The sequence below is a fragment of the Methanogenium organophilum genome, assembly GCF_026684035.1.
Taxonomy (GTDB): domain Archaea; phylum Halobacteriota; class Methanomicrobia; order Methanomicrobiales; family Methanomicrobiaceae; genus Methanogenium; species Methanogenium organophilum.
The window spans coordinates 1,043,735-1,063,517 of record NZ_CP113361.1; the positions used below are offsets into that span (position 1 = coordinate 1,043,735).

The 19,783-nt window shown below is 47.8% G+C and carries 18 protein-coding genes; 15 read left to right on the plus strand and 3 right to left on the minus strand.

The window, feature by feature from the left end:
- Positions 1-122 precede the first annotated feature (122 nt).
- The 5 genes from OU421_RS05365 (at position 123) to OU421_RS05385 (ending at position 5,646) form a co-directional block, all read left to right on the plus strand.
- On the plus strand, positions 123-326 hold the full coding sequence (locus OU421_RS05365) for an amino acid permease C-terminal domain-containing protein (protein ID WP_268187579.1): 204 nt from the start codon (positions 123-125) through the stop codon (positions 324-326).
- Positions 327-792: 466 nt separating this feature from the next.
- Complete coding sequence (locus OU421_RS05370; protein WP_407659791.1) at positions 793-1,908, plus strand: PAS domain-containing protein; 1,116 nt, start codon at positions 793-795, stop codon at positions 1,906-1,908.
- Positions 1,909-2,545: 637 nt separating this feature from the next.
- Positions 2,546-2,935 (plus strand): cupin domain-containing protein, encoded by a 390-nt coding sequence (locus OU421_RS05375; protein WP_268187581.1) that lies wholly within the window; start codon positions 2,546-2,548, stop codon positions 2,933-2,935.
- Between the two features lie 1,163 nt (positions 2,936-4,098).
- Positions 4,099-5,121: an XRE family transcriptional regulator gene (locus OU421_RS05380; protein ID WP_268187582.1), complete on the plus strand. Its 1,023-nt coding sequence runs from the start codon at positions 4,099-4,101 to the stop codon at positions 5,119-5,121.
- A 9-nt stretch (positions 5,122-5,130) separates the two neighbouring features.
- A complete protein-coding gene (locus OU421_RS05385; RefSeq protein ID WP_268187583.1) occupies positions 5,131-5,646 on the plus strand; it encodes a PIN domain-containing protein in 516 nt (171 codons plus the stop codon).
- A 41-nt stretch (positions 5,647-5,687) separates the two neighbouring features.
- Here the strand turns inward: OU421_RS05385 and OU421_RS05390 are convergent, their stop codons facing one another.
- Both OU421_RS05390 and OU421_RS05395 read right to left on the minus strand, forming a co-directional pair.
- Complete coding sequence (locus OU421_RS05390; protein WP_268187584.1) at positions 5,688-6,002, minus strand: EVE domain-containing protein; 315 nt, start codon at positions 6,000-6,002, stop codon at positions 5,688-5,690.
- 6 nt (positions 6,003-6,008) lie between these two features.
- Positions 6,009-6,146: an EVE domain-containing protein gene (locus OU421_RS05395; RefSeq protein ID WP_268187585.1), complete on the minus strand. Its 138-nt coding sequence runs from the start codon at positions 6,144-6,146 to the stop codon at positions 6,009-6,011.
- Positions 6,147-6,458: 312 nt separating this feature from the next.
- Here OU421_RS05395 and OU421_RS05400 point away from each other — a divergent pair, with 312 nt between their 5' ends.
- From OU421_RS05400 to OU421_RS05425, 6 genes are all read left to right on the plus strand, one after another.
- Complete coding sequence (locus OU421_RS05400) at positions 6,459-8,900, plus strand: N-6 DNA methylase (RefSeq protein ID WP_268187586.1); 2,442 nt, start codon at positions 6,459-6,461, stop codon at positions 8,898-8,900.
- On the plus strand, positions 8,894-10,120 hold the full coding sequence (locus tag OU421_RS05405; protein ID WP_268187587.1) for a restriction endonuclease subunit S: 1,227 nt from the start codon (positions 8,894-8,896) through the stop codon (positions 10,118-10,120). Before OU421_RS05400 ends, OU421_RS05405 begins: the two co-directional genes overlap by 7 nt.
- Entirely contained in the window at positions 10,117-13,212 is a 3,096-nt protein-coding gene (locus tag OU421_RS05410; protein WP_268187588.1) for a type I restriction endonuclease subunit R, read from the plus strand. Before OU421_RS05405 ends, OU421_RS05410 begins: the two co-directional genes overlap by 4 nt.
- Positions 13,213-13,929 (plus strand): M48 family metallopeptidase, encoded by a 717-nt coding sequence (locus tag OU421_RS05415; RefSeq protein WP_268187589.1) that lies wholly within the window; start codon positions 13,213-13,215, stop codon positions 13,927-13,929.
- 270 nt (positions 13,930-14,199) lie between these two features.
- Positions 14,200-14,385 carry a hypothetical protein gene (locus tag OU421_RS05420; protein WP_268187590.1) on the plus strand — a complete coding sequence of 62 codons (186 nt, stop codon included), beginning with the start codon at positions 14,200-14,202 and terminating at the stop codon, positions 14,383-14,385.
- A gap of 213 nt (positions 14,386-14,598) precedes the next feature.
- Positions 14,599-15,792: an aldo/keto reductase gene (locus OU421_RS05425; RefSeq protein ID WP_268187591.1), complete on the plus strand. Its 1,194-nt coding sequence runs from the start codon at positions 14,599-14,601 to the stop codon at positions 15,790-15,792.
- A 41-nt stretch (positions 15,793-15,833) separates the two neighbouring features.
- Here OU421_RS05425 and OU421_RS05430 read toward each other — a convergent pair whose 3' ends face one another.
- Complete coding sequence (locus OU421_RS05430) at positions 15,834-16,241, minus strand: carboxymuconolactone decarboxylase family protein (RefSeq protein WP_268187592.1); 408 nt, start codon at positions 16,239-16,241, stop codon at positions 15,834-15,836.
- Positions 16,242-16,388: 147 nt separating this feature from the next.
- Between OU421_RS05430 and OU421_RS05435 the strand changes: the two genes are divergently transcribed.
- The 4 genes from OU421_RS05435 to OU421_RS05450 all read left to right on the plus strand — a co-directional run bounded on the left by OU421_RS05435 (position 16,389) and on the right by OU421_RS05450 (position 19,588).
- Positions 16,389-16,916, plus strand: a complete 528-nt coding sequence (locus OU421_RS05435) for a MarR family winged helix-turn-helix transcriptional regulator (RefSeq protein WP_268187593.1) — start codon at positions 16,389-16,391, stop codon at positions 16,914-16,916.
- Between the two features lie 154 nt (positions 16,917-17,070).
- Entirely contained in the window at positions 17,071-17,568 is a 498-nt protein-coding gene (locus OU421_RS05440; RefSeq protein ID WP_268187594.1) for a GNAT family N-acetyltransferase, read from the plus strand.
- Between the two features lie 107 nt (positions 17,569-17,675).
- Positions 17,676-18,830 (plus strand): magnesium/cobalt transporter CorA, encoded by a 1,155-nt coding sequence (gene corA / locus OU421_RS05445; RefSeq protein ID WP_268187595.1) that lies wholly within the window; start codon positions 17,676-17,678, stop codon positions 18,828-18,830.
- A 191-nt stretch (positions 18,831-19,021) separates the two neighbouring features.
- Positions 19,022-19,588, plus strand: coding sequence for a flavin reductase family protein (locus OU421_RS05450; RefSeq protein ID WP_268187596.1), 567 nt, complete (start codon positions 19,022-19,024; stop codon positions 19,586-19,588).
- The last annotated feature ends 195 nt before the right edge of the window (positions 19,589-19,783 follow it).

Below are 19,783 nucleotides of genomic sequence, written 5' to 3' on the forward strand. Positions count from 1 at the left end.
GTGACCCGGCCATAAGCCTTCCACACTATTTTACCTGTTCCACCACTCTTTTTTACTTCTTCATCATCTGAAGCGATTGCGGCCATTTTGCCAGTTAGAGCAGACACTGAAGAGAGTAAATCATGGTGAGGTATTCGGGAGAAGGAGGTTGCCCCGAGGACCCGAAGCGCCGAAAGCTATACATCCTCTGCATCATCTCCTGCGCCGCCCTAATCGCAGTCCTGCCGTTCGTTACCCATATGCGATTTGTCATCTGGCTGGTGCTCGGGATTATCATGTACGTAGCATACGGACGATCCCACAGCATCCTTCAGAGAATGACGTAAGTGGTTTCGGGAGGAGGGAGACGGATACTGTTACGTATCCTGTCGCACTCCACCCAAACGAGCGGACTGATGCCGGGAAATATTGGTAAAACAACAATTATGCAGAGATTGAGTGGCATTTTGCATATATCACACGAATGTGCTTGCGAGAGAAAAACACCGTTCATTCAAAACAAAGAGTATATAATCAGACTTTCCATACTACACCTTAGCGATGGAAGAATATCAGGAAAAACTCATTGCTGTCCGGGAGTTCCTTCGGGAAAAAAGCCCCCAACAGATGTCTATTTCTGCCATTTCCAGAAGTATGGGAATGAACAGGGGTACGGTATCCAAATACCTTGAGATTCTCAGGATTAACGGCCAGGTCACAATGGTGTATTATGGCAAATCAAAATTATATACAGTCTCCGATAGAATCCCGGCAGTATCACTCTTTGATTACACAACGGATATCATCATCATAATGGATGCAAATGCACGGATAATGACAGCGAATAAGAGTTTTTTTTCCAAATACAATAGACTAAATGAGAGAACACTCGTTGGATCCAACATTTTTCATTTAGGAATACCAATTTTTTCAGAGTCCTCAGTTCATAAAAATATCAACAGAATGATCAGAGGAGATAAATTTCTGCATGAAATGCAGTACATCGATGAGAGAAACAACCAGATATATTCAATAAAATTCATCCCGACCGTTTCCCTTGACGGAAACAAAAATTGCATGATCGCTCTGAGAGATATTACCGATCAGATACATACTGAAGAGGCTCTTTCCATCAGTGATGAAAAATTACGGACAATTTTTAAGAAAGTACCGAGCGGGATATTGTTTTTCAATGAATCGGGGAATATCATCAATGCGAACAGCGCATCCCTCAGGATGCTCGGGGTGGACAATTATCAGGATCTGATGAAGACAAATCTGTTTGATCTCTTCTGCCGGAAAGAAAAGATAATAAATGCTCTTTTTGACGGAGATATTGGCAAAATTGAATTTATTTGTGATTTTGAGCGTTTAAAGCGAGAACAGATAATGCCAACGTCAAGGTCGGGAATTGCATATTTTGAAGCGTCTTTCACCCATATCTCGAGTGAAACCGGATTTCGGGAGTATGCCACAATAATTATGGATGTTACGGCAGAAAGAATGGCAAAAAAAGAACTCAAATTTAATGAATCAAGATACCATTCATTCTTTAATTATACCTGTACAGGTGTTCTGATCTACCAGCCCGTAGACGGCGGAAACGATTTCATGATTAAAGATGTCAATCAGGCCCTTGAAATTATTTTACAGGTGAAAAAAGAGGAGATAATCGGAAAAAAACTCTTTGTTGCATTCCCCGACCTTCCAATCAGCAGCGTGCGTCTGGCGTTGAATCGGGTCAACAGCACAGAGATTCCCGAAGTTGTTCCGCCTCTCCAGTATATTAAGAATGAAACATCCCCGTGGCTCACTCATTTTATCTTTAAGCTGCCTACCGGGGAGATCGCCTCGTTTATGATGGATATCGCCAAGGATCTGAGGGAGGAAGTGACATATCGAAAAACCCTGTGTACTGAAAACGACTAGTCAGGTCCATCAGAGAAAGTGTGTTCTCCGGTGACATTAGATATCCGTCGAATAAAACCAGATTGCATTCAACCAATAGGTTCAAACACGGTTATATCGGCTTCTGATACAAATGCCAGGTATATTGCATATCATAAATCCCGACAGCTCTGGTAGCCATTATAAAAGGGAAAAATTCAGACAAGATATTTGCATAATATCAGAATAAATCTCGTAATTAAGTCGGGAATACCAGCTTTGCGAGAAATTATACTATTTATAGATGCGCATTTTATGCTATTGACCAGCAATAAAAGTGATAATTATATCTGAAAAAGTAAAGTTTTAATTGTGTAGGATGGAGTCCTGCATAAAAATGGCAGACGGCTTACTGCGTGCATGGACGGGGTTATCTGAAGTTCACTCCTGAAAGTTTGAGGATTCATAAGTGAACAACAGTCCTCACCCTATCCAAATAGAATAGGTTACCTGCAGTATTTAAATTTTGGCTCAGGTTCATGTACCGGTTATTCCTCTCTGTCAAAGAGACGATAATCATGGAAACAAAAGTAGGCTATTTCGCATCTTTGGAGCAGTATACTCCCTATAAAATAATAGGGAAATCTCTTTTATCTCCTATCATATGGAGGAGGACAGAATGAAAGAAACCGGAATTATCGACCTGTACAATAAAGCAAAAATCATCTACCCGGATAAGGAGGTTGATGCAGAGGAAAACTCATGGTACATACATCCAGCCTTTAAGGGAGTATCCCTGAAAGACCTTGTCATGGGGACGGATACGGAAGGTCTGTTCAGCTGTCATATCGTGAGGATTGAAAAGGGGTGTGAAGTGGGCAATCATTCTCATAACGTTCAATGGGAGTTTAATGAGGCAATTGGCGGAAGCGGAATATTTGTTCTCGGAGATAAAGAGATCATGTTTAACTCCGGGTTTTCCTTTGTTACCCCGCCGGGGGTGAAGCACACCGTCATTGCCGAAGATGATGACCTCTACCTGTTAGCGAAGTTTGTCCCTGCACTATAATGAACATCATTGAAGGGATTTAACAGGACATACACAACGTACACACAACGTACCGAAAAACCGTCGGGCAGCGAAATAGAGAGAATCCGGATGTCAACCGTTATTGAGGAGTGGTATGATGTATAACCTCGTAATGGACAGATCTGAATTCACTCGCATTGCATCACTGTCAAAAACGGTCATTACCTTAATCAAAATTTAAACGATTCATCTGACGATGGAATGATACTATGTGAATTCTCTCTGCAGGACACTCCCGGATAGGGGAACTTGTTCTGACGAACCCCGGAGTTCTTTGACCCGAAAAGGAGCATTTGGGTCATAATTGTGTCATTCAGCATACATAATACCTAAACGGCATCGCCTGCATCTGTTGTCTTTCGGAGGAGCGGACATTCCGGCTAAGATTCTGGCGTAGCCTGACACGCTCTTCCCCTGGCTCGCGGTATTCTGCCGAAAGGGAGCGGATTCCGTCCGCAAGTGTGGTGCAGATCCGAAGAGGCGGGCATGGCGTGATGTATCAGTATTCTGAAGAATTATTGAGTGTTATTGGGATGTTTCTAGGGTTAGATGAGGGGTAGGGGCATTTGGCCCATCCGTTCTTTGGTTTCCCTGACCGCTCTCTTTGAACCATTTTATTGGGTAATTCGGGGATAAATCGAGCTTATTTCGTGCTCAGATAAATCCCCGGAAAAATACGGCGTTTATACTGATTAATCACTGAAATTACGGCATATTGTGGATTAATAAGGGGTTGTCATTGCCCGGTATTTTTCACAGGATGTATAAGGCTATCACAATTGCGAATGGTCCCCTCCGGGCGTCTGTGTGGATGTTTTTTTGGGGCAAAAAAGCAGCATGATTTGTTATTTGGCAAACATATGCCCTCATATTCCTGAAAATAGCTCAAAATTCTGAGATTCATAATCAGCATCATTTCCATTCTGGGATATATTTTTCATAATTTGAAATGATGAATAGAATTATTGACATGAGGGAGGTAGCGCTCTCTACAAGAGAGGGGGCACAGGTTGGCATACAGTGCCAAAATGCTAATATAGTGTAAACGTCACAATACTGTTTGGTTTACAATTCCAATAAAATATAATATTTTGTAAACCGCGTGCGACAAACCCCTTGAGAGGAGGAAGATGTGAGAGAGAATGAGCATAGCCGAACGAATAAAATCAGCCCGGATAAGCGCTGGCCTGAGCCAACAAAAACTGGGTGAGGCAATTGGTGTATCGAAGATGGCAATCTCAAAGTACGAACAGGGAAAAACCATTCCGAATTCCGGAATGCTGCTCCGTATTGCAGAGGCGCTGGATGTCAGAGTAGACTATTTCTTCCGCACACCCGCTGTCACACTATCAGAACCACAGTATCGCTGCCACAAAAAACTTTTGAAAAAGGATGAAAACGCCATCCATGGGAAAATATTGGACTGGCTGGAGCGATATCTTGAAATTGAGATGATCACGGATGTTCAGACCACCTTAGATCTTCCAAAAGAAGAGATCTGCCATGCAGTAACTATGGAAGATGTGGAGAAGGTGGCCCAAATGCTCCGGGACGAATGGGCATTGGGACTTGACCCGATTGAAAATGTGATGGATGTTCTAGAACAGCACGGCATCAAGGTTGGTATTGTTGATGCGCCCGATACCTTTGATGCACTCACATTCACCTATGATGGCAAAATTCCGGTGATTGCTGTGAACAAGAACACCACCGGGGACCGCCAGCGCTTCAATCTGGCGCATGAACTTGGTCATCTGATTTTGCAGGTCAGTGGAGACCTCGATGAAGAAAAAGCAGCAAACCGCTTTGCAGGGGCATTTCTTGTCCCGAGAGAGATGGGAATAAATGAGTTGGGTGAGCATCGGAACCGCCTCTTCCTCCGGGAACTGTATGTCCTCAAGCACAAGTACGGGCTGAGCATGAAGGCCTGGATACACCGGGCTCATGATCTGGGAATCATCTCAAAAAATCAGGAAACGGGACTATATATTGAGCTGAATACGTACACCAAGAACAAACAGGAACCCGGAAAGCAAATTCGACCACAGTTGCCGACCCATATGCATCAGCTCATCTTCCGGGCATTAGGCGACAAAAAGATTACCCAGTCACGGGCCCGTGAACTCTTTGGCGGGCCGATTCCGGTTGTGGGTGTGGAGGAGTAAGGAGGACATATGGGAGGACTCATTCCGGAATGCATCATTGATGCCAATGTCATTTTTGACGCAGTAGAAGGTAACATCCTCCCGGAGATCTTTCAACTGGGTTACCACATAATCACGACCGATTTTGTTGTAATGCTTGATATTAAGTCCATCCAGCATTCTGAATTAATTGCTCTTGGTCTAATCGTGCAGGATATGCCGGGAGAATTAGTAGAAGAGATACTGAAATTACGGGAAAAACATATCGAGCTCTCCATTCCCGACTTATCGGTATTCGTTATGGCAAGACATAACGACGCAATTATGCTGTCCGGAGACGGAGAATTGCGAAGAGTTGCAAAGAAGGCAGGGGTCGCATTTCATGGAACATTATGGCTCATTGATGAAATGGTCGAAAAAGAAATCCTCCAACCAGAACGTGCTGCTGAGGCGCTTCAGGCGATGTGTGATAATGATCGGTGGCTGCCTGTAGAAGAATGCAGGCGGCGGATTCGGATGTGGGGTATTGAGAATACCAAAAAATAAGGGTTGTTCTCTACCCGGATTGCATACAGAAGAAACCTTGCTTACCCTCTTGGTGTCTCTGCCGCCTTCATGATCAGTTCATAATCCTCTTCAGGAATGGTCCGCATCGCCTGCCCCCTGATGTGACCAGACCACTGCTTCTTGTTGGTGATGAACGAGAGATCCGGGAGAAGGGGTTTGAAATTTACGGGTTCATCGAATATTTTGATTGGCTTAAGCCTGATTCGAAGCGGAAATACTTCATAGCCAAGTTTTGGTTGAGCAGTAAATATCTTCGTTTCATCTTCAAAGACATCTGAGACTATCTCAAAGCAACCGGTGATCGCCGGTGGGAGGGTGATTTCTTTGTCGATCACCTCTTGTCAAACATAGATCAGCAGGGTATCACCAATTTTTGCCTTTCCGATCTGATTGACGACGCGTTTGGGTACTCCCCAGATATTGTGTCGGATTACCACATCGGAATTATCCCGGTTAGATATTGCAAGCAGACGAGTCATTCAATTAGCTCTGTTTTTAACAAAAGATAAATTGATCCTGCCTAATCCCCCAGCACTTGATCAACATTAATCGGCGAATTCTTTTACTGTCCCTTTAAATGTAATCATTACAGGGGGAACACAACGACAGGTTCCAAAACACCTATGTAATACGCTCATATTATGAGAAAATTCATGGATTATACTCATAACGGAGATATTTTCACAGGATCGATTCCCCTGAAGCAGAACGTGTTGTCCGAAAGTACTGTGCCTGAAACTCTCAATATTCAGATCTGCCCAGTCTCATAATCAGAAACAGGAAAGGAAGAAATGGCTCTCAAGAAATCCGAACTATATAGCTCAATCTGGAAAAGCTGCGATGAATTGCGTGGCGGCATGGATGCGTCCCAATACAAAGACTACGTGCTTGTCCTGCTCTTTGTAAAATATGTATCCGATAAATACGCGGGTCAGCCGGACGCCCTGATTGATATCCCTCAGGGTGGAAGTTTCGACGATATGGTGGCCCTGAAAGGGAGTGATGATATCGGAGATCAGGTCAACAAAATAATCGGCCGCCTTGCTGAGGCAAACAACCTCAAAGGTGTCATTGATCTGGCAGACTTCAACGACACTGACAAGCTGGGGAGCGGCAAGGAGATGGTTGACCGGCTGAGCAACCTGATTGCCACATTCCAGAATCCGGACCTCGACTTCAGCCGCAATCGTGCCGAGGGCGATGATCTTCTCGGAGATGCCTATGAATACCTGATGCGTCATTTTGCAACGGAATCGGGGAAGAGCAAGGGACAGTTCTATACTCCGGCAGAAGTCTCACGCGTGATTGCAAAGGTTGTCGGTGTGAACCGGGCCATCCGTCAGGACCAGACGATATATGATCCCACCTGTGGTTCTGGCTCTCTGCTGCTCAAGGCGGCGGACGAAGCACCCCAGGGCATAACGATCTACGGTCAGGAGAAGGATAATGCAACAGCCGGTCTTGCCCGGATGAATATGTACCTGCATGACCGGCCCGGTGCTGTGATCTGGAAGGACAACACACTCTCCAAACCCCATTTCAAAAACACTGAAGGTAGTCTGAAAACCTTTGACTTTGTCGTGGCAAATCCGCCGTTTTCAGATAAGGCATGGAGCAATGGCCTGAATACATCAGAAGACCTTTTTAAACGCTTTGAGGATGGCGTTCCGCCAGCAAAGAACGGAGATTATGCATACCTGCTGCACATTCTCAGGTCCATGAAGAGCACCGGAAAGGGTGCCATCATTCTCCCCCACGGCGTGTTGTTCCGGGGAAATGCAGAAGGGGATATCCGCCGGAACCTTGTACGAAAGGGAGTCATCAAGGGCATCATCGGCCTTCCTGCAAACCTCTTTTACGGCACCGGCATCCCGGCGTGCATCATTGTTATGGATAAGGAGAATGCCATCGGGAGAAAGGGCATTTTCATGATCGATGCCAGTAAGGGCTTCATGAAGGACGGAAACAAGAACCGCCTCCGCCATCAGGATATCAGAAAGATCGTGGACATCTTTAACAGTCAGACAGAATGTGAACGCTATTCACGGATGGTCCCCCTGACTGAGATTGAGGCAAACGACTACAACCTGAATATCCCCCGGTACATCGACAGCACCGAACCCGAGGATCTGCAGGACATCGAAGCACACCTCAAGGGCGGAATCCCCAACCGCGACATCGAAGGGCTGGCCGCATACTGGGAGTTATGCCCGTCCCTGAAGGACGAGCTCTTTTGTGCCGCTGACCGGCCGGGCTACAGCCTGCTGAAGGTCGATGCCAACGAGATAAAAAGGACCATCTACACACATCCGGAATTTACAACCTATACAAAGAGTCTCCGTACGCTCTTTGACCACTGGCTGGAGAACAACCACGGGACACTCAAGGGCATAGAGAATGGGGCCAACCCAAAGGAACTGATCCAGAATCTTTCCGAGGACCTGCTCACGGTCTTTTCCGAGGTCCCGCTCATCGATACATACGATATCTACCAGTATCTGATGACCTACTGGGCTGACACCATGCAGGACGATGTGTACCTAATCACATCCGACGGCTGGACTGAGGCAAACGCCGTCCGGAAGATCGTCGAAACAAAGGGCCAGAAGAGCAAGGAAGAGGCAGACATCACCATTGGCAAACAGAAGTTCAAGACCGATCTGATTCCCCCGTCACTCGTCATCGCACGCTACTTCAGGGACGAGAAGGTTGCGGTGGATGAACTGCAGGCTGATCTGGAAGCCGCCTCACAGGCAATGGAGGAGATGCAGGAGGAACACGGCGGAGAGGACGGACTGCTCTCGGAGGTCACGAATGACAAGGGGAAAATCACCAAAGGGGATCTCAAAGCCCGGATTAAGAAAATTAAGAACGATCCGGACGAAGAAGAGGAGAGAGCAGTGCTTGAGGCATACCTGAGTCTTATGGAACAGGAATCCAATGCCAAAAAGGCGGTCAAGGCGGCAGAGGAGACACTGGACAGGAACGTGCTGGCCAAATATCCCGACCTTTCTGAAGAGGAAATAAAGACGCTTGTTGTGGACGACAAATGGGCCGCGACCCTCTGCTCCGACATCAAGACCGAGCTGGACCGTGTCTCCCAGAAACTCACCAGACGCATCAAAGAGCTTGCTGACCGGTATGCCACCCCCCTGCCGGAGATCACCGACGAGGTGGAAGCACTCAGCGCAAAGGTGGATGAACACCTGAAGAGGATGGGATTTGTGTGGTAAATACCCATTTAGTCCCAGATAAATGGAATGTTTCCCGGATCATTGACATCGTCGAGAATATTATTGACTATCGAGGTCGAACCCCACTCAAGCTTGGTATGGAATGGGGAAAAGGAGATATTCCCGCATTATCGGCAAGAAATGTAAAAATGGGACGAATTGATTTTGAGGAAGAAACATACTATGGATCTGAAGATTTGTATAACCGTTGGATGTCCAATAACTGTACAAAAAAAGATGATATTGTAATAACAACTGAAGCTCCCCTTGGAAATGTTGCTCTGATACCTGATGATTCAAAGTACATCCTAAGCCAAAGGACAATTTTACTTCAAATAAACCCTACAATAGTATTTAATCGATTTTTGTATCATTATTTTGTTTCAAAACAATTCCAAAATATATTGGCCAAACACTCTACTGGATCTACAGCTAAAGGGATTCAGAGGAAAAAATTTGAGACACTTGAAATTATTTACCCCCCTCTCCCAGAACAAACCGCCATTGCCGCCGCCCTCTCTGATGCAGACACACTCATTACCTCCCTGGACCGGCTCATAACCAAGAAGCGGAATATCAAGCAGGCCACCATGCAGAAACTTCTGACTGGAAAGAAGCGACTGCCAGGAATTAGTAGTGAGTGGGAAATTCAGGAATTAAGAACCATTGTAAAGGAATTTATTGTACCAATGCGTGATAAGCCGAAGGTTTTCAGAGGGGATATACCATGGTGCAGGATTGAAGATTTTAATGGGAAGTATTTAGACGGATCAAAATCAGGGCAGCATGTAGATAAGGAAATAATTAATGGAATGAATTTAAAGATCCATCCATTTGGTACGTTATTAGTCTCTTGTAGTGCAGATTTAGGACGTTGCGCAATAATTAGAAAACCATTGGTCACAAACCAGACATTCATCGGATTGGTTGTAGATGAATCAAAATTATTGAATGAATTTTTGTACTACTATATGACTTTCAATGCTGATGAATTAAACAATATTTCATCTGGAACCACAATTTCATATCTCTCTAGAGAATTATTTGAATCATTTAAGGTTTACATTCCAATCAACAAAGAAGAACAAACCGCCATCGCAACCGTCCTCTCCGACATGGACACTGAAATCGCCGAACTGGAGGAGAAACGAGATAAAGCACGGATGATAAAGGAAGGGATGATGCAGGAACTCCTGACGGGAAGGATACGGCTGGTATGAGCAGGGTTGGGGAGATCGAACGCAGAACCCAGGAACGGGTGATCAGGCTCTTTCGCGATACGCTCGGCTATGACTATCTGGGAGACTGGTCGGACAGAGTTGATGAGGACGGGAAAGGCAACGCCAATATCGAAGAAGCATACCTCCGCCCCTTTTTGAAGGAGAAAAAACAATACGACGAGACCCTGATCACCAAGGCCATCTTTGAGCTGAAGAGGGTGGCAGGCGATCAGAACCGCACCCTCTATGACATCAACAAGGATGTCTATAGTCTGCTCCGCTACGGGGTGAAGGTCAAGCCTGAGGCAGGCAAAAATATGCAGACTGTCTGGCTCATCGACTGGATGCACCCGGAGAACAACCACTTCGCAGTCGCAGAAGAGGTCACCGTAGTGGGCGAACACACCAAACGGCCCGACATTGTGCTCTATATAAATGGCATTGCACTGGGAGTCATCGAACTCAAGCGTTCCACCGTCTCCGTGGGCGAGGGTATTCGTCAGAACCTCGACAACCAGAAAAGCATCTTCATCCGTCCATTCTTCTCTACCATACAGCTTGTCATGGCAGGCAACGACACACAGGGACTCCGCTATGCCACGACAGAAACCCCGGAAAAATACTACCTCACCTGGAAGGAGAAGAGCGATACCGAAAACCTGCTCGACCGTCACCTGATGCAGGTCTGTGAGAAAACCCGGTTCCTGGAGATCGTCCACAATTTCATCGTCTTTGATGCAGGCACCAAGAAGATCTGCCGTCCCAACCAGTACTTCGGTGTGAAAGCCGCACAGCCGTTTATCAAACGACGGGAGGGAGGCATCATCTGGCACACGCAGGGCAGTGGTAAGAGCCTCACCATGGTCTGGCTTGCCAAATGGATACGTGAGAACGTCATGGATTCACGGGTTCTCATCATCACCGACCGCACTGAGCTCGATGAACAGATTGAGAAGGTCTTCATGGGTGTTGATGAAGAAATATACCGGACCAAAAGTGGCGCTGACCTCATTGCAAAACTCAACGACACCAAACCATGGCTCATCTGCTCGCTGATTCATAAATTCGGGAAAAAGGGAAAGGGTGGCGATGAGGCAGATGTGGACGGATTTGTCGAGGAAATCCACAAAGCTCTCCCGAGTAATTTCAGGGCAAAAGGGGACATCTTCGTCTTCGTAGACGAATGTCATCGCACCCAGTCCGGCAAACTCCACGATGCCATGAATGAGATCCTGCCACATGCTCTCTTGGTCGGTTTCACCGGCACCCCCCTTCTCAAGAAAGACAAAAAAACCAGCATGGAGATCTTCGGCCGCAATATTCACACCTACAAATATGATGAGGCAGTAGCAGACGGTGTGGTGCTCGATCTCCGCTATGAGGCCCGTGACATCGACCAGACCATCCGGTCACAGGACAAGATCGACCAATGGTTTGACGCAAAGACCAGTGGTCTCAACGACATCGCCAAAGCCCAGCTCAAGAAACGATGGGGAACGATGCAGAAAGTCCTCTCCAGCAAATCGCGGCTGGATATGATCGTAAGTGACATCCTCTTCGACATGGAAACACGCGACAGGTTACAGAGCGGGCGGGGGAATGCTCTGCTTGTCACCAGCAGAATCCATGAAGCCTGCATCTGTTACGAGCTCTTTGAAAAGACTCCTCTGGCAGGCAAATGTGCCATCGTCACCTCCTACCAGCCCTCAACAACAGACATCAAAGGCGAGGAGAGCGGCGAAGGAGATACCGATCGGCTCCGGGATTATAAAATATACCAGAAAATGCTCGCTGATTACTTCCATATCCCCCCGGAAGAGGGGGTTACCAAGGCAGAAGAGTTTGAAAAGGCTGTCAAAAAGAAATTTATCGAAGAACCCGGCCAGATGAAGCTGCTTATCGTGGTAGACAAACTCCTGACCGGCTTTGATGCTCCCCCCGCCACATATCTCTATATTGATAAGCAGATGCAGGATCATGGTCTTTTTCAGGCAATCTGCCGGGTCAACCGACTCGATGGTGAGGATAAGGAGTATGGATACATCATCGATTACATGGACCTGTTCAAAAGCCTGGAGAAGTCGGTCCATGATTATACCTCAGAAGCCTTCGACGGATATGACAGGGAAGATGTTGACGGGCTGTTGACCGATCGCCTGACCAAAGGACGCGAACACCTCGAGGAAGTCCGCGAAGCCATCAAAGCACTCTGTGAACCGGTCAGGCCACCCTATGACTCACTGGCATATCAGCACTACTTCTGCGCTGAGGATACAACCGATAAAGAAGCCCTGAAGGACAACGAGCCAAAGCGACTCACCCTCTACAAGACCACTGCGAAACTACTTCGTGCCTATGCAAACCTCGCAAACGAAATGGAGGAAGCAGGCTACACAGCAGAAGAGACCAGACAAATACGAAGCGAAGTTGAGCACTATGAAAAGGTGCGAAACGAAGTGAAACTCGCCAGTGGTGACTATATCGACCTCAAGATGTATGAACCGGCCATGCGTCACCTGATTGACACGTACATTCGTGCCGAGGAGAGCGAGAAGATTTCCGCATTTGATGACATGTCTTTGGTTGAGCTCATCGTCGAACGAGGCACTGATGCAGTGGACCAGTTGCCAGAGAGTATCCGGAGAAATCACGAAGCAGTGGCTGAAACCATTGATAACAACGTCCGTAAACTGATCATTGACAAATCCCCAATCAACCCGAAATATTATGAGAAAATGTCAGAACTGCTGGATGCACTGATCATTGAACGCAGAGCAGATGCACAGGGTTACAAAAAATACCTGGAAAGAATTGTTGATCTGACGAGGCAGATCAACGATCCTTCCAGAGCAACACAATATCCGGAAACCGTCGATACCCCGGCAAAACGTGCCCTGTATGACAATCTTGATCAAAATGAAATGCTGGTAAAAGAATTGGACTTGGCTGTTCGTTCCAATAAGCAGGACGATTGGCAGCAAAATCTCATCAAAACCAGAATGATCCGTTTGGCCATCAAAGGCGTGGTCGGGGATGATGAGAAAACAGACACAATTCTGGAACTCGTCAAAAACCAACAGGAGTATACCTAGATGCACCAGATCTCCATTGGTGAGTTGACAGTTGATGTTGTTCGCAAGGATATCAAAAATCTACATCTGGCCGTCTATCCACCAGAAGGCAGGGTGCGGGTAGCAGCTCCCCTGCGGATTGATGACGAAGCGGTGCGGCTGGCTGTGATCTCGAAACTGCCTTGGATTAAACGTCAACAAAAGAAATTCCAGACACAAGAACGTCAGACTGCAAGAGAATATGTCTACCACGAGAGCCACTATTACTTCGGTCAGCGATATCTGTTGAATATCATCGAACAAAAGGGTCCTTCCCATGTCGAGGTTCACAACAAAACCAGCATTAACCTCTATATTCCGATAGGAAGCAACAAATCAAGACGTGAACAGGTTCTTCAGGAATGGTACCGCAGGGAACTGAAGGCTCAGATCCCGCCACTGATCAAAAAGTGGGAGGAGATAATCGGTGTTACGGTGGACAACTGGGGAGTAAAAAAGATGAAAACCAAATGGGGAAGCTGCAATGTCGAAGCACGCCGTATCTGGCTGAATCTGGAACTCGCCAAGAAATCCATCGAATGCCTTGAATACATAATCGTTCATGAGATGGTGCATCTGTTGGAGAGAAAACACAATGACCATTTCAGGGAACTGATGGATCAGTTCATGCCACAATGGCGGTTATACCGTGATGAACTGAATCATGCACCATTAGGTCATGAGAATTGGAGTTATTGAATATCTCTATCATTCCTTTTTAAAAAGCAGGGAACTAATTGGTATTCTTCTCATTTTCAGCTTTTCAGAACGGACAGGCAGCAGCATAAGACCAAACCCTCTGAACAGGTCGATAAAACAGCTATTGATCACATATTATTGCTAAAAATGCTAGTAATGCCAGAAGATCAATAAACGAACTGTCTCCATTACCGACCGTTTAAAAATTAGACTTCAATTAACACTATTGGAAAAATATTCATACACATCAAACATAATCTCTCTAGGGTTGTGGCAGATACGCTGCTGTTAATTATTGGTGTACTTATCTGGATATGGGAGAACTTCAATTTAGGAGATTTTTTCATGACATTTAAAGAAATAATAATCGGATTATTAGCAATGTTTGGTTGGGCGGGTCATGTGGAGGGCTGGATGCCCTCCCCTCCAATACCATTAGGATCACCAATTAATTGACATTAGTGTGAAGTCACATAGACCCTAAAATGGGGTTCAATTCCCCACCTCCACAACTCCAGTTTTCCTCGAAACCGATATCAACACATTCAGATGAAAAAACATCAGAAAATCCCGATTTTCAACAGATATTTCATACCCACACCCCCCCAACACAAAAACCCATAAGTACCCCCAAAACCATCAATCCCCCATACCAAGAGGGGATAAACAATGCTCTACCGCACCATACCAAAAACCGGAGATAAACTCTCAATACTCGGCTACGGCTGCATGCGCCTTCCAGAGGTCGATGGCAAAATAGATGAGGAGCGGGCCACCCGCCAACTCCGGTATGCAATCGACCACGGGATGAATTATGTCGACACGGCCTGGAGTTATCACATGGGAGAGAGCGAGCCCTTTGTCGGGCGTGCACTTGGTGACGGCTACCGGGAGAAGGTCCGCCTTGCAACAAAACTGCCGTCATGGCTGGTGAGGACGCGGGGGGACATGGACCGGTTCCTTGACGCCCAGCTCACGAATCTGCAGACCGACCATATCGACTACTACCTCATCCATGTGTTAAACACCACCGAACGACTCGCCCAGCTCGAGGCGTGCGGCCTCCGGGCGTTTCTTGACGAGGCAAAGAAAGCGGGGAAGATCGTGAACGCCGGCTTCTCCTTCCACGGGCCGGCAGATGACTTCGCCCCGATTGTGGACGCATACCCGTGGGAGTTCTGCCAGATCCAGTACAATATCCTCGATGAAGAGAATCAGGCAGGGACAAAAGGGCTGGAATACGCCGCCGGGAAGGGCCTTGGCGTCATCATCATGGAACCCCTGCGGGGCGGGAACCTCACGGACCCGGTGCCGCCCGAAGTCGGGGACATCTGGGACCGTGCACCCGTCGAACGAACCCCCGCCGAGTGGGGACTGCGCTGGGTGTGGAATCACCCGGAGGTAACGGTCGTCCTCTCCGGCATGAACCGGGAGGAGGACATCGAAGAGAACATCCGGACAGCAGGCGAAGCATACCCCGGCTCCCTTTCGGAAACAGAACTCTCTCTCATCGCGAAGGCCACCGACACCTACCGTGAGTTGATGAAGGTCGGCTGCACCGGCTGTCAGTACTGCATGCCCTGCCCGGCAGGAGTAGACATCCCGCTCTGCTTTGAGCTCTACAACAACAAGTATATGTTCAAAAACCCGGATGCGGAGATGTTCTATGTCGTCCGGCTCTCCGGTGTGCTGACAAGCGGCCCGGAGCAGTATGCCTCGCAGTGTGTGCAGTGCATGGAATGCCTCGATAAATGCCCACAGCACCTTGATATCCCGGCCTTGCTGGAAACGATCGTAGAAGAGATGGAAGGGGAAGGATTTGACGAGAAAAAACAGATGGCACGGGAGATGTTTGCGGAGTAATCACCCTAAATCAGTTTCAGAGAGATTTTCCCCGACACCCGTCACATCTTCTCTTCCACATCCCTCAACACCCGCAGGGATTTGGTCATCACCGATGTCTTCCCTATAAGAGAGGCGATAAGAAGGGCGTCCAGCACCTGATCTCGGGAGACACCCTCCTCGAGTGCCACCCGGATATGCATCTTCAGGCAGGCATCCGCACCCAGGGCAGCGGCAGCGGCAATCGTTGCAATCTCGGCCGTTTTCACGTCCATGCTCTTCGGGCGTGCGGTATAAAAGTCGCCAAGGGTGCTCAACACAAACGATTCGGGCCGTTCGTTCAGGTAGGAAAAGATGAACGGCACCTTCCCCAGCATTTTTTCTGCCTCTGCAGTGATCTCATCTGATATTGCATCAGTATGGTCCAGAAATTCGCGAACGATACGTTCCGTCTCAGGGTTTGTTGCCATAATCTTCTCTTTGGCTGTGGCGGGGAAAAGCTTTTGACACGCAACCCATGATTCATCCCATTGGCCCTGAACACGAATCCGTTGCATCCCCACTGCCGAAAGACAGGCACAACCTTCAGATACCCGCCCCCACATATAAACGTATACATGCTAAACAATCCCTCTCAGACAGAGAACAGCATCACCGTCTCCGATCTGACAGACGCCTTCATCCGGGTGCTTAACAAGGCGGTGGCAGTCGAGAAGGAGCCGGTTGACATCGGGCACGGCGTGCTCATCTATACCTCAGAAGTTCACCTGATAGAATTCATCGCCCGATACCCGGAGGAGAGCATCTCAGCACTCGCCACCCGTATCGGGGTAACAAAAGGGGCCGTATCACAGACAGCTACAAAACTTGAGAAGAAAGGTTATATCAAAAAATACAGCAGATATGGCGATAAAAAGACGATTCTGCTCTGCCTCACAGAACGGGGAGAGGAGGCTCTCGCGTGGCACCGGCGCTACCACGAACAGATGGATCATATCCTCGCATCCCATCTCACCGCCCTCACCGGGACAGACCGTGAGCACCTCCTTACACTCCTCTCCGGGCTCGAGGAGATGTTTGACGCCTGCCCAAAGGTACGGGAGAAGATGTCCTGTGTCCCGCAGAATAACCCTGCCGACCCGTAGCCATCGACATCCGGCACCACCGGACCATCAGCCGTTTTCCTCCTTTTCGTGGACATCACGGATAAAATAGTATAGTACCTATTTCAAAATAGTATAGCAACTAAACAGTATTTAGATCGGCCATATTCACACCACCGACCGGAGAGGAAGACTCATGACAGAATATACCCTGGACGCGATACGCCCGAAAGACCGTACCGCCATCATCGACATCTTCAACCACTACATAGAGCATAGTTTCGCGGCATACCCGGCAGAACCGGTGCCCTATGGAATGTTTGACCACCTCTGCTCCCTTGCCGATGGTTATCCCTCCTGCGTGGTCCGGGACGCCGCCGGCACTGCAGTTGGATTCGGGATGCTGCATTCCCATAATCCGATGCCCGCCTTTGCCCGCACCGCTGAGGTGACATACTTTATCCGAACGGATATGACCGGTCAGGGGCTGGGGAGCCGTATCCTGAACCACCTTGAAACAGGCGCACAGGAACGGGGCATAGCCTGCATTCTCGCGTCGATCTCCTCCAAAAACTCCGGCAGCATCCGGTTCCATGCCGCACACGGCTTCACGGAATGCGGCAGGTTCAGAAATATCGGCGAGAAGAACGGGATCATCTTTGACACCGTCTGGATGGAAAAAGAGATCGGATAGACAGGCAGAATGAGTGATCTGTTATCCTGATCCTGTGCATGACGGACAACCCCTTTCTACCAGTCAATTTTAGAAATATATTTCCCCTGTCAGAATGATGCTGACACATGGAACCGGGCAAAAAAATTGCAGTATCACAGGCATCAAAGTCAGGGCTCCCCCCCGGGACCCTGATCCATGTGGGTGAGCGGGATCCTGCACCAACCCACGTCCGGTATTTTGTCTATAACCAGAGTTTTGCGGAAGAAATCAGCCCGGATTCACCAGACACCATATCCCGTGATCCGGATACCTGTACCTGGATAAAGGTATCCGGCCTCTCCAATCTTGAAGAGATCAAACGGATCGGAGAGCTCCTTTCCCTTCATCCCCTGACGCTTGAAGATATACTCAATACCAGCCAACGCCCAAAATACGAAGATTTTGACAATTACCTCTATCTGGTCCTGAAAATCATCCGCATAGATAATAAAGGGAACGCAGACACCAGAGACCCATCTCCTGAGTTTAAAAAAGATATTTCCGGCACCATACCGGATACAACGGCACAATCTGAAGAAAACAATTCCATCGCATCCTCTCAGTTAAGCATAATCCTCACCGATCGGGTCGTCTGTTCATTTGAAGAAACCGACAGTGATATTTTTGACGCCATTATCAGGAGACTTTCAGACAAAAAAAGCCGGATTCGGAGATACGGCCCGGATTATCTGATGTATGCCCTCACCGACTTTGTTGTTGACAACTACTTTTCGGTCTTTGAACGAATCGGGGAGGATATCGAGAACCTTGAAGAGCGGATCATTGACGGGGATAACAGGGATGTAATGGAAGATATCTACTCCCTCAAACGAAATCTCCTTAATATCAGAAAACAGGTATGGCCGGTTCGGGAGACAATCTCAGGACTTATCAGGAATAAATCGAATTTCATATCCGAACAAACAGGGGTATTCCTCAACGATGTTTCGGATCATCTCTATCAGCTCAACGATATTCTTGAGTCATACCGGGAGATGTCAACCGGAATCTATGAGATTTACCTCTCAACCCTGAGCACCCGGATGAATGAGGTGATGAAGGTATTAACCATCATTGCAACCATCTTCATCCCATTGACGTTCATTGCAGGCATCTACGGGATGAACTTCGCATCCATGCCGGAACTCCAGTGGGAATATGGTTATCCGGCTGCCATCCTGGCAATGGTTGTTACTGCCGCTATCATGGTGGTATACTTCAGAAGAAAGCAGTGGATCTGACAATAGTCAGGATACATCCTTTTTCCGACCAGATTCACCCCCACAATTTAGACATCATCATTCGATTTCATAAGGTGGCCAACTCAGGAAATCATTTTTACTCTACCGGCGGTCGCAAAGGTGCAGGAGCTCTCATCAAAACGCTCGTACTTCGCACCAACATTCATTATCGATCCGGTGGAGTAAGGCGTATGAAGAAGATCCGAATCGGAACAAATGTCTTCCTCCCCATGCCCGTGGTCCTCGTAGGGACAGAGATCGCAGGAAGGCCGAATTTCCTCACGGTCGGCTGGGTTTCACGGGTGAATACAGACCCTCCGATGATTGCCATCGGAATCAACCGGGCCAACGCTACGCCGGACGGTATCCAGGAGAACAAGACCTTCAGTGTCAACCTTCCCACGGCCGAAATGGTAACGGAAACCGACTACTGCGGCCTTGTATCCGGTAGGGACACTGACAAATCAGGCATATTCGACCTCTTCCGGGGCGTTCTCACCGGGGCGCCAATGATCCAGAACTGCCCGCTGACCATGGAATGCCGACTCACCGAGACCATTGAATTACCCACAAATCTGCTTTTTATCGGAGAAATCGTAGCGGGGTATGTAAATACAGGAATGGAAAGCGGGGGAAAACCGGACATGAAAGCAATAAATCCTCTCCTTCTTACGATGCCCGACAACAGTTACTGGACCCTGGGAGAGTATGCAGGGAAGGCGTGGGCGGAAGGAAAACGCCTCAAAAACAAGAACTGAAAAATCCTGTTTTGTATTCATCCCCCCTATACTCACCCTCTCAATCAGGTTTCACCCGGCGCGGTATACCTGACTCCGGAATCCAGATGGCATTCGCTATCCAAAACGTCCACCATGTACGAACAATCATTTCGACCCAAAATCCCAATATGCGACCGGAATCATCACCCAAAATAGCAGGTCACCATCCAGCCA

Bases quoted from the DNA above. Each gene is read 5' to 3' on its own strand.
- OU421_RS05365 (WP_268187579.1), top strand. From the start codon at position 123: ATGGTGAGGTATTCGGGAGAAGGAGGTTGCCCCGAGGACCCGAAGCGC.
- OU421_RS05370 (WP_407659791.1), top strand. From the start codon at position 793: ATGGATGCAAATGCACGGATAATGACAGCGAATAAGAGTTTTTTTTCC.
- OU421_RS05375 (WP_268187581.1), top strand. From the start codon at position 2,546: ATGAAAGAAACCGGAATTATCGACCTGTACAATAAAGCAAAAATCATC.
- OU421_RS05380 (WP_268187582.1), top strand. From the start codon at position 4,099: ATGAGCATAGCCGAACGAATAAAATCAGCCCGGATAAGCGCTGGCCTG.
- OU421_RS05385 (WP_268187583.1), top strand. From the start codon at position 5,131: ATGGGAGGACTCATTCCGGAATGCATCATTGATGCCAATGTCATTTTT.
- OU421_RS05395 (WP_268187585.1), bottom strand. From the start codon at position 6,146: ATGACTCGTCTGCTTGCAATATCTAACCGGGATAATTCCGATGTGGTA.
- OU421_RS05400 (WP_268187586.1), top strand. From the start codon at position 6,459: ATGGCTCTCAAGAAATCCGAACTATATAGCTCAATCTGGAAAAGCTGC.
- OU421_RS05410 (WP_268187588.1), top strand. From the start codon at position 10,117: ATGAGCAGGGTTGGGGAGATCGAACGCAGAACCCAGGAACGGGTGATC.
- OU421_RS05415 (WP_268187589.1), top strand. From the start codon at position 13,213: ATGCACCAGATCTCCATTGGTGAGTTGACAGTTGATGTTGTTCGCAAG.
- OU421_RS05425 (WP_268187591.1), top strand. From the start codon at position 14,599: ATGCTCTACCGCACCATACCAAAAACCGGAGATAAACTCTCAATACTC.
- OU421_RS05430 (WP_268187592.1), bottom strand. From the start codon at position 16,241: ATGGCAACAAACCCTGAGACGGAACGTATCGTTCGCGAATTTCTGGAC.
- OU421_RS05435 (WP_268187593.1), top strand. From the start codon at position 16,389: ATGCTAAACAATCCCTCTCAGACAGAGAACAGCATCACCGTCTCCGAT.
- OU421_RS05440 (WP_268187594.1), top strand. From the start codon at position 17,071: ATGACAGAATATACCCTGGACGCGATACGCCCGAAAGACCGTACCGCC.
- corA (WP_268187595.1), top strand. From the start codon at position 17,676: ATGGAACCGGGCAAAAAAATTGCAGTATCACAGGCATCAAAGTCAGGG.
- OU421_RS05450 (WP_268187596.1), top strand. From the start codon at position 19,022: ATGAAGAAGATCCGAATCGGAACAAATGTCTTCCTCCCCATGCCCGTG.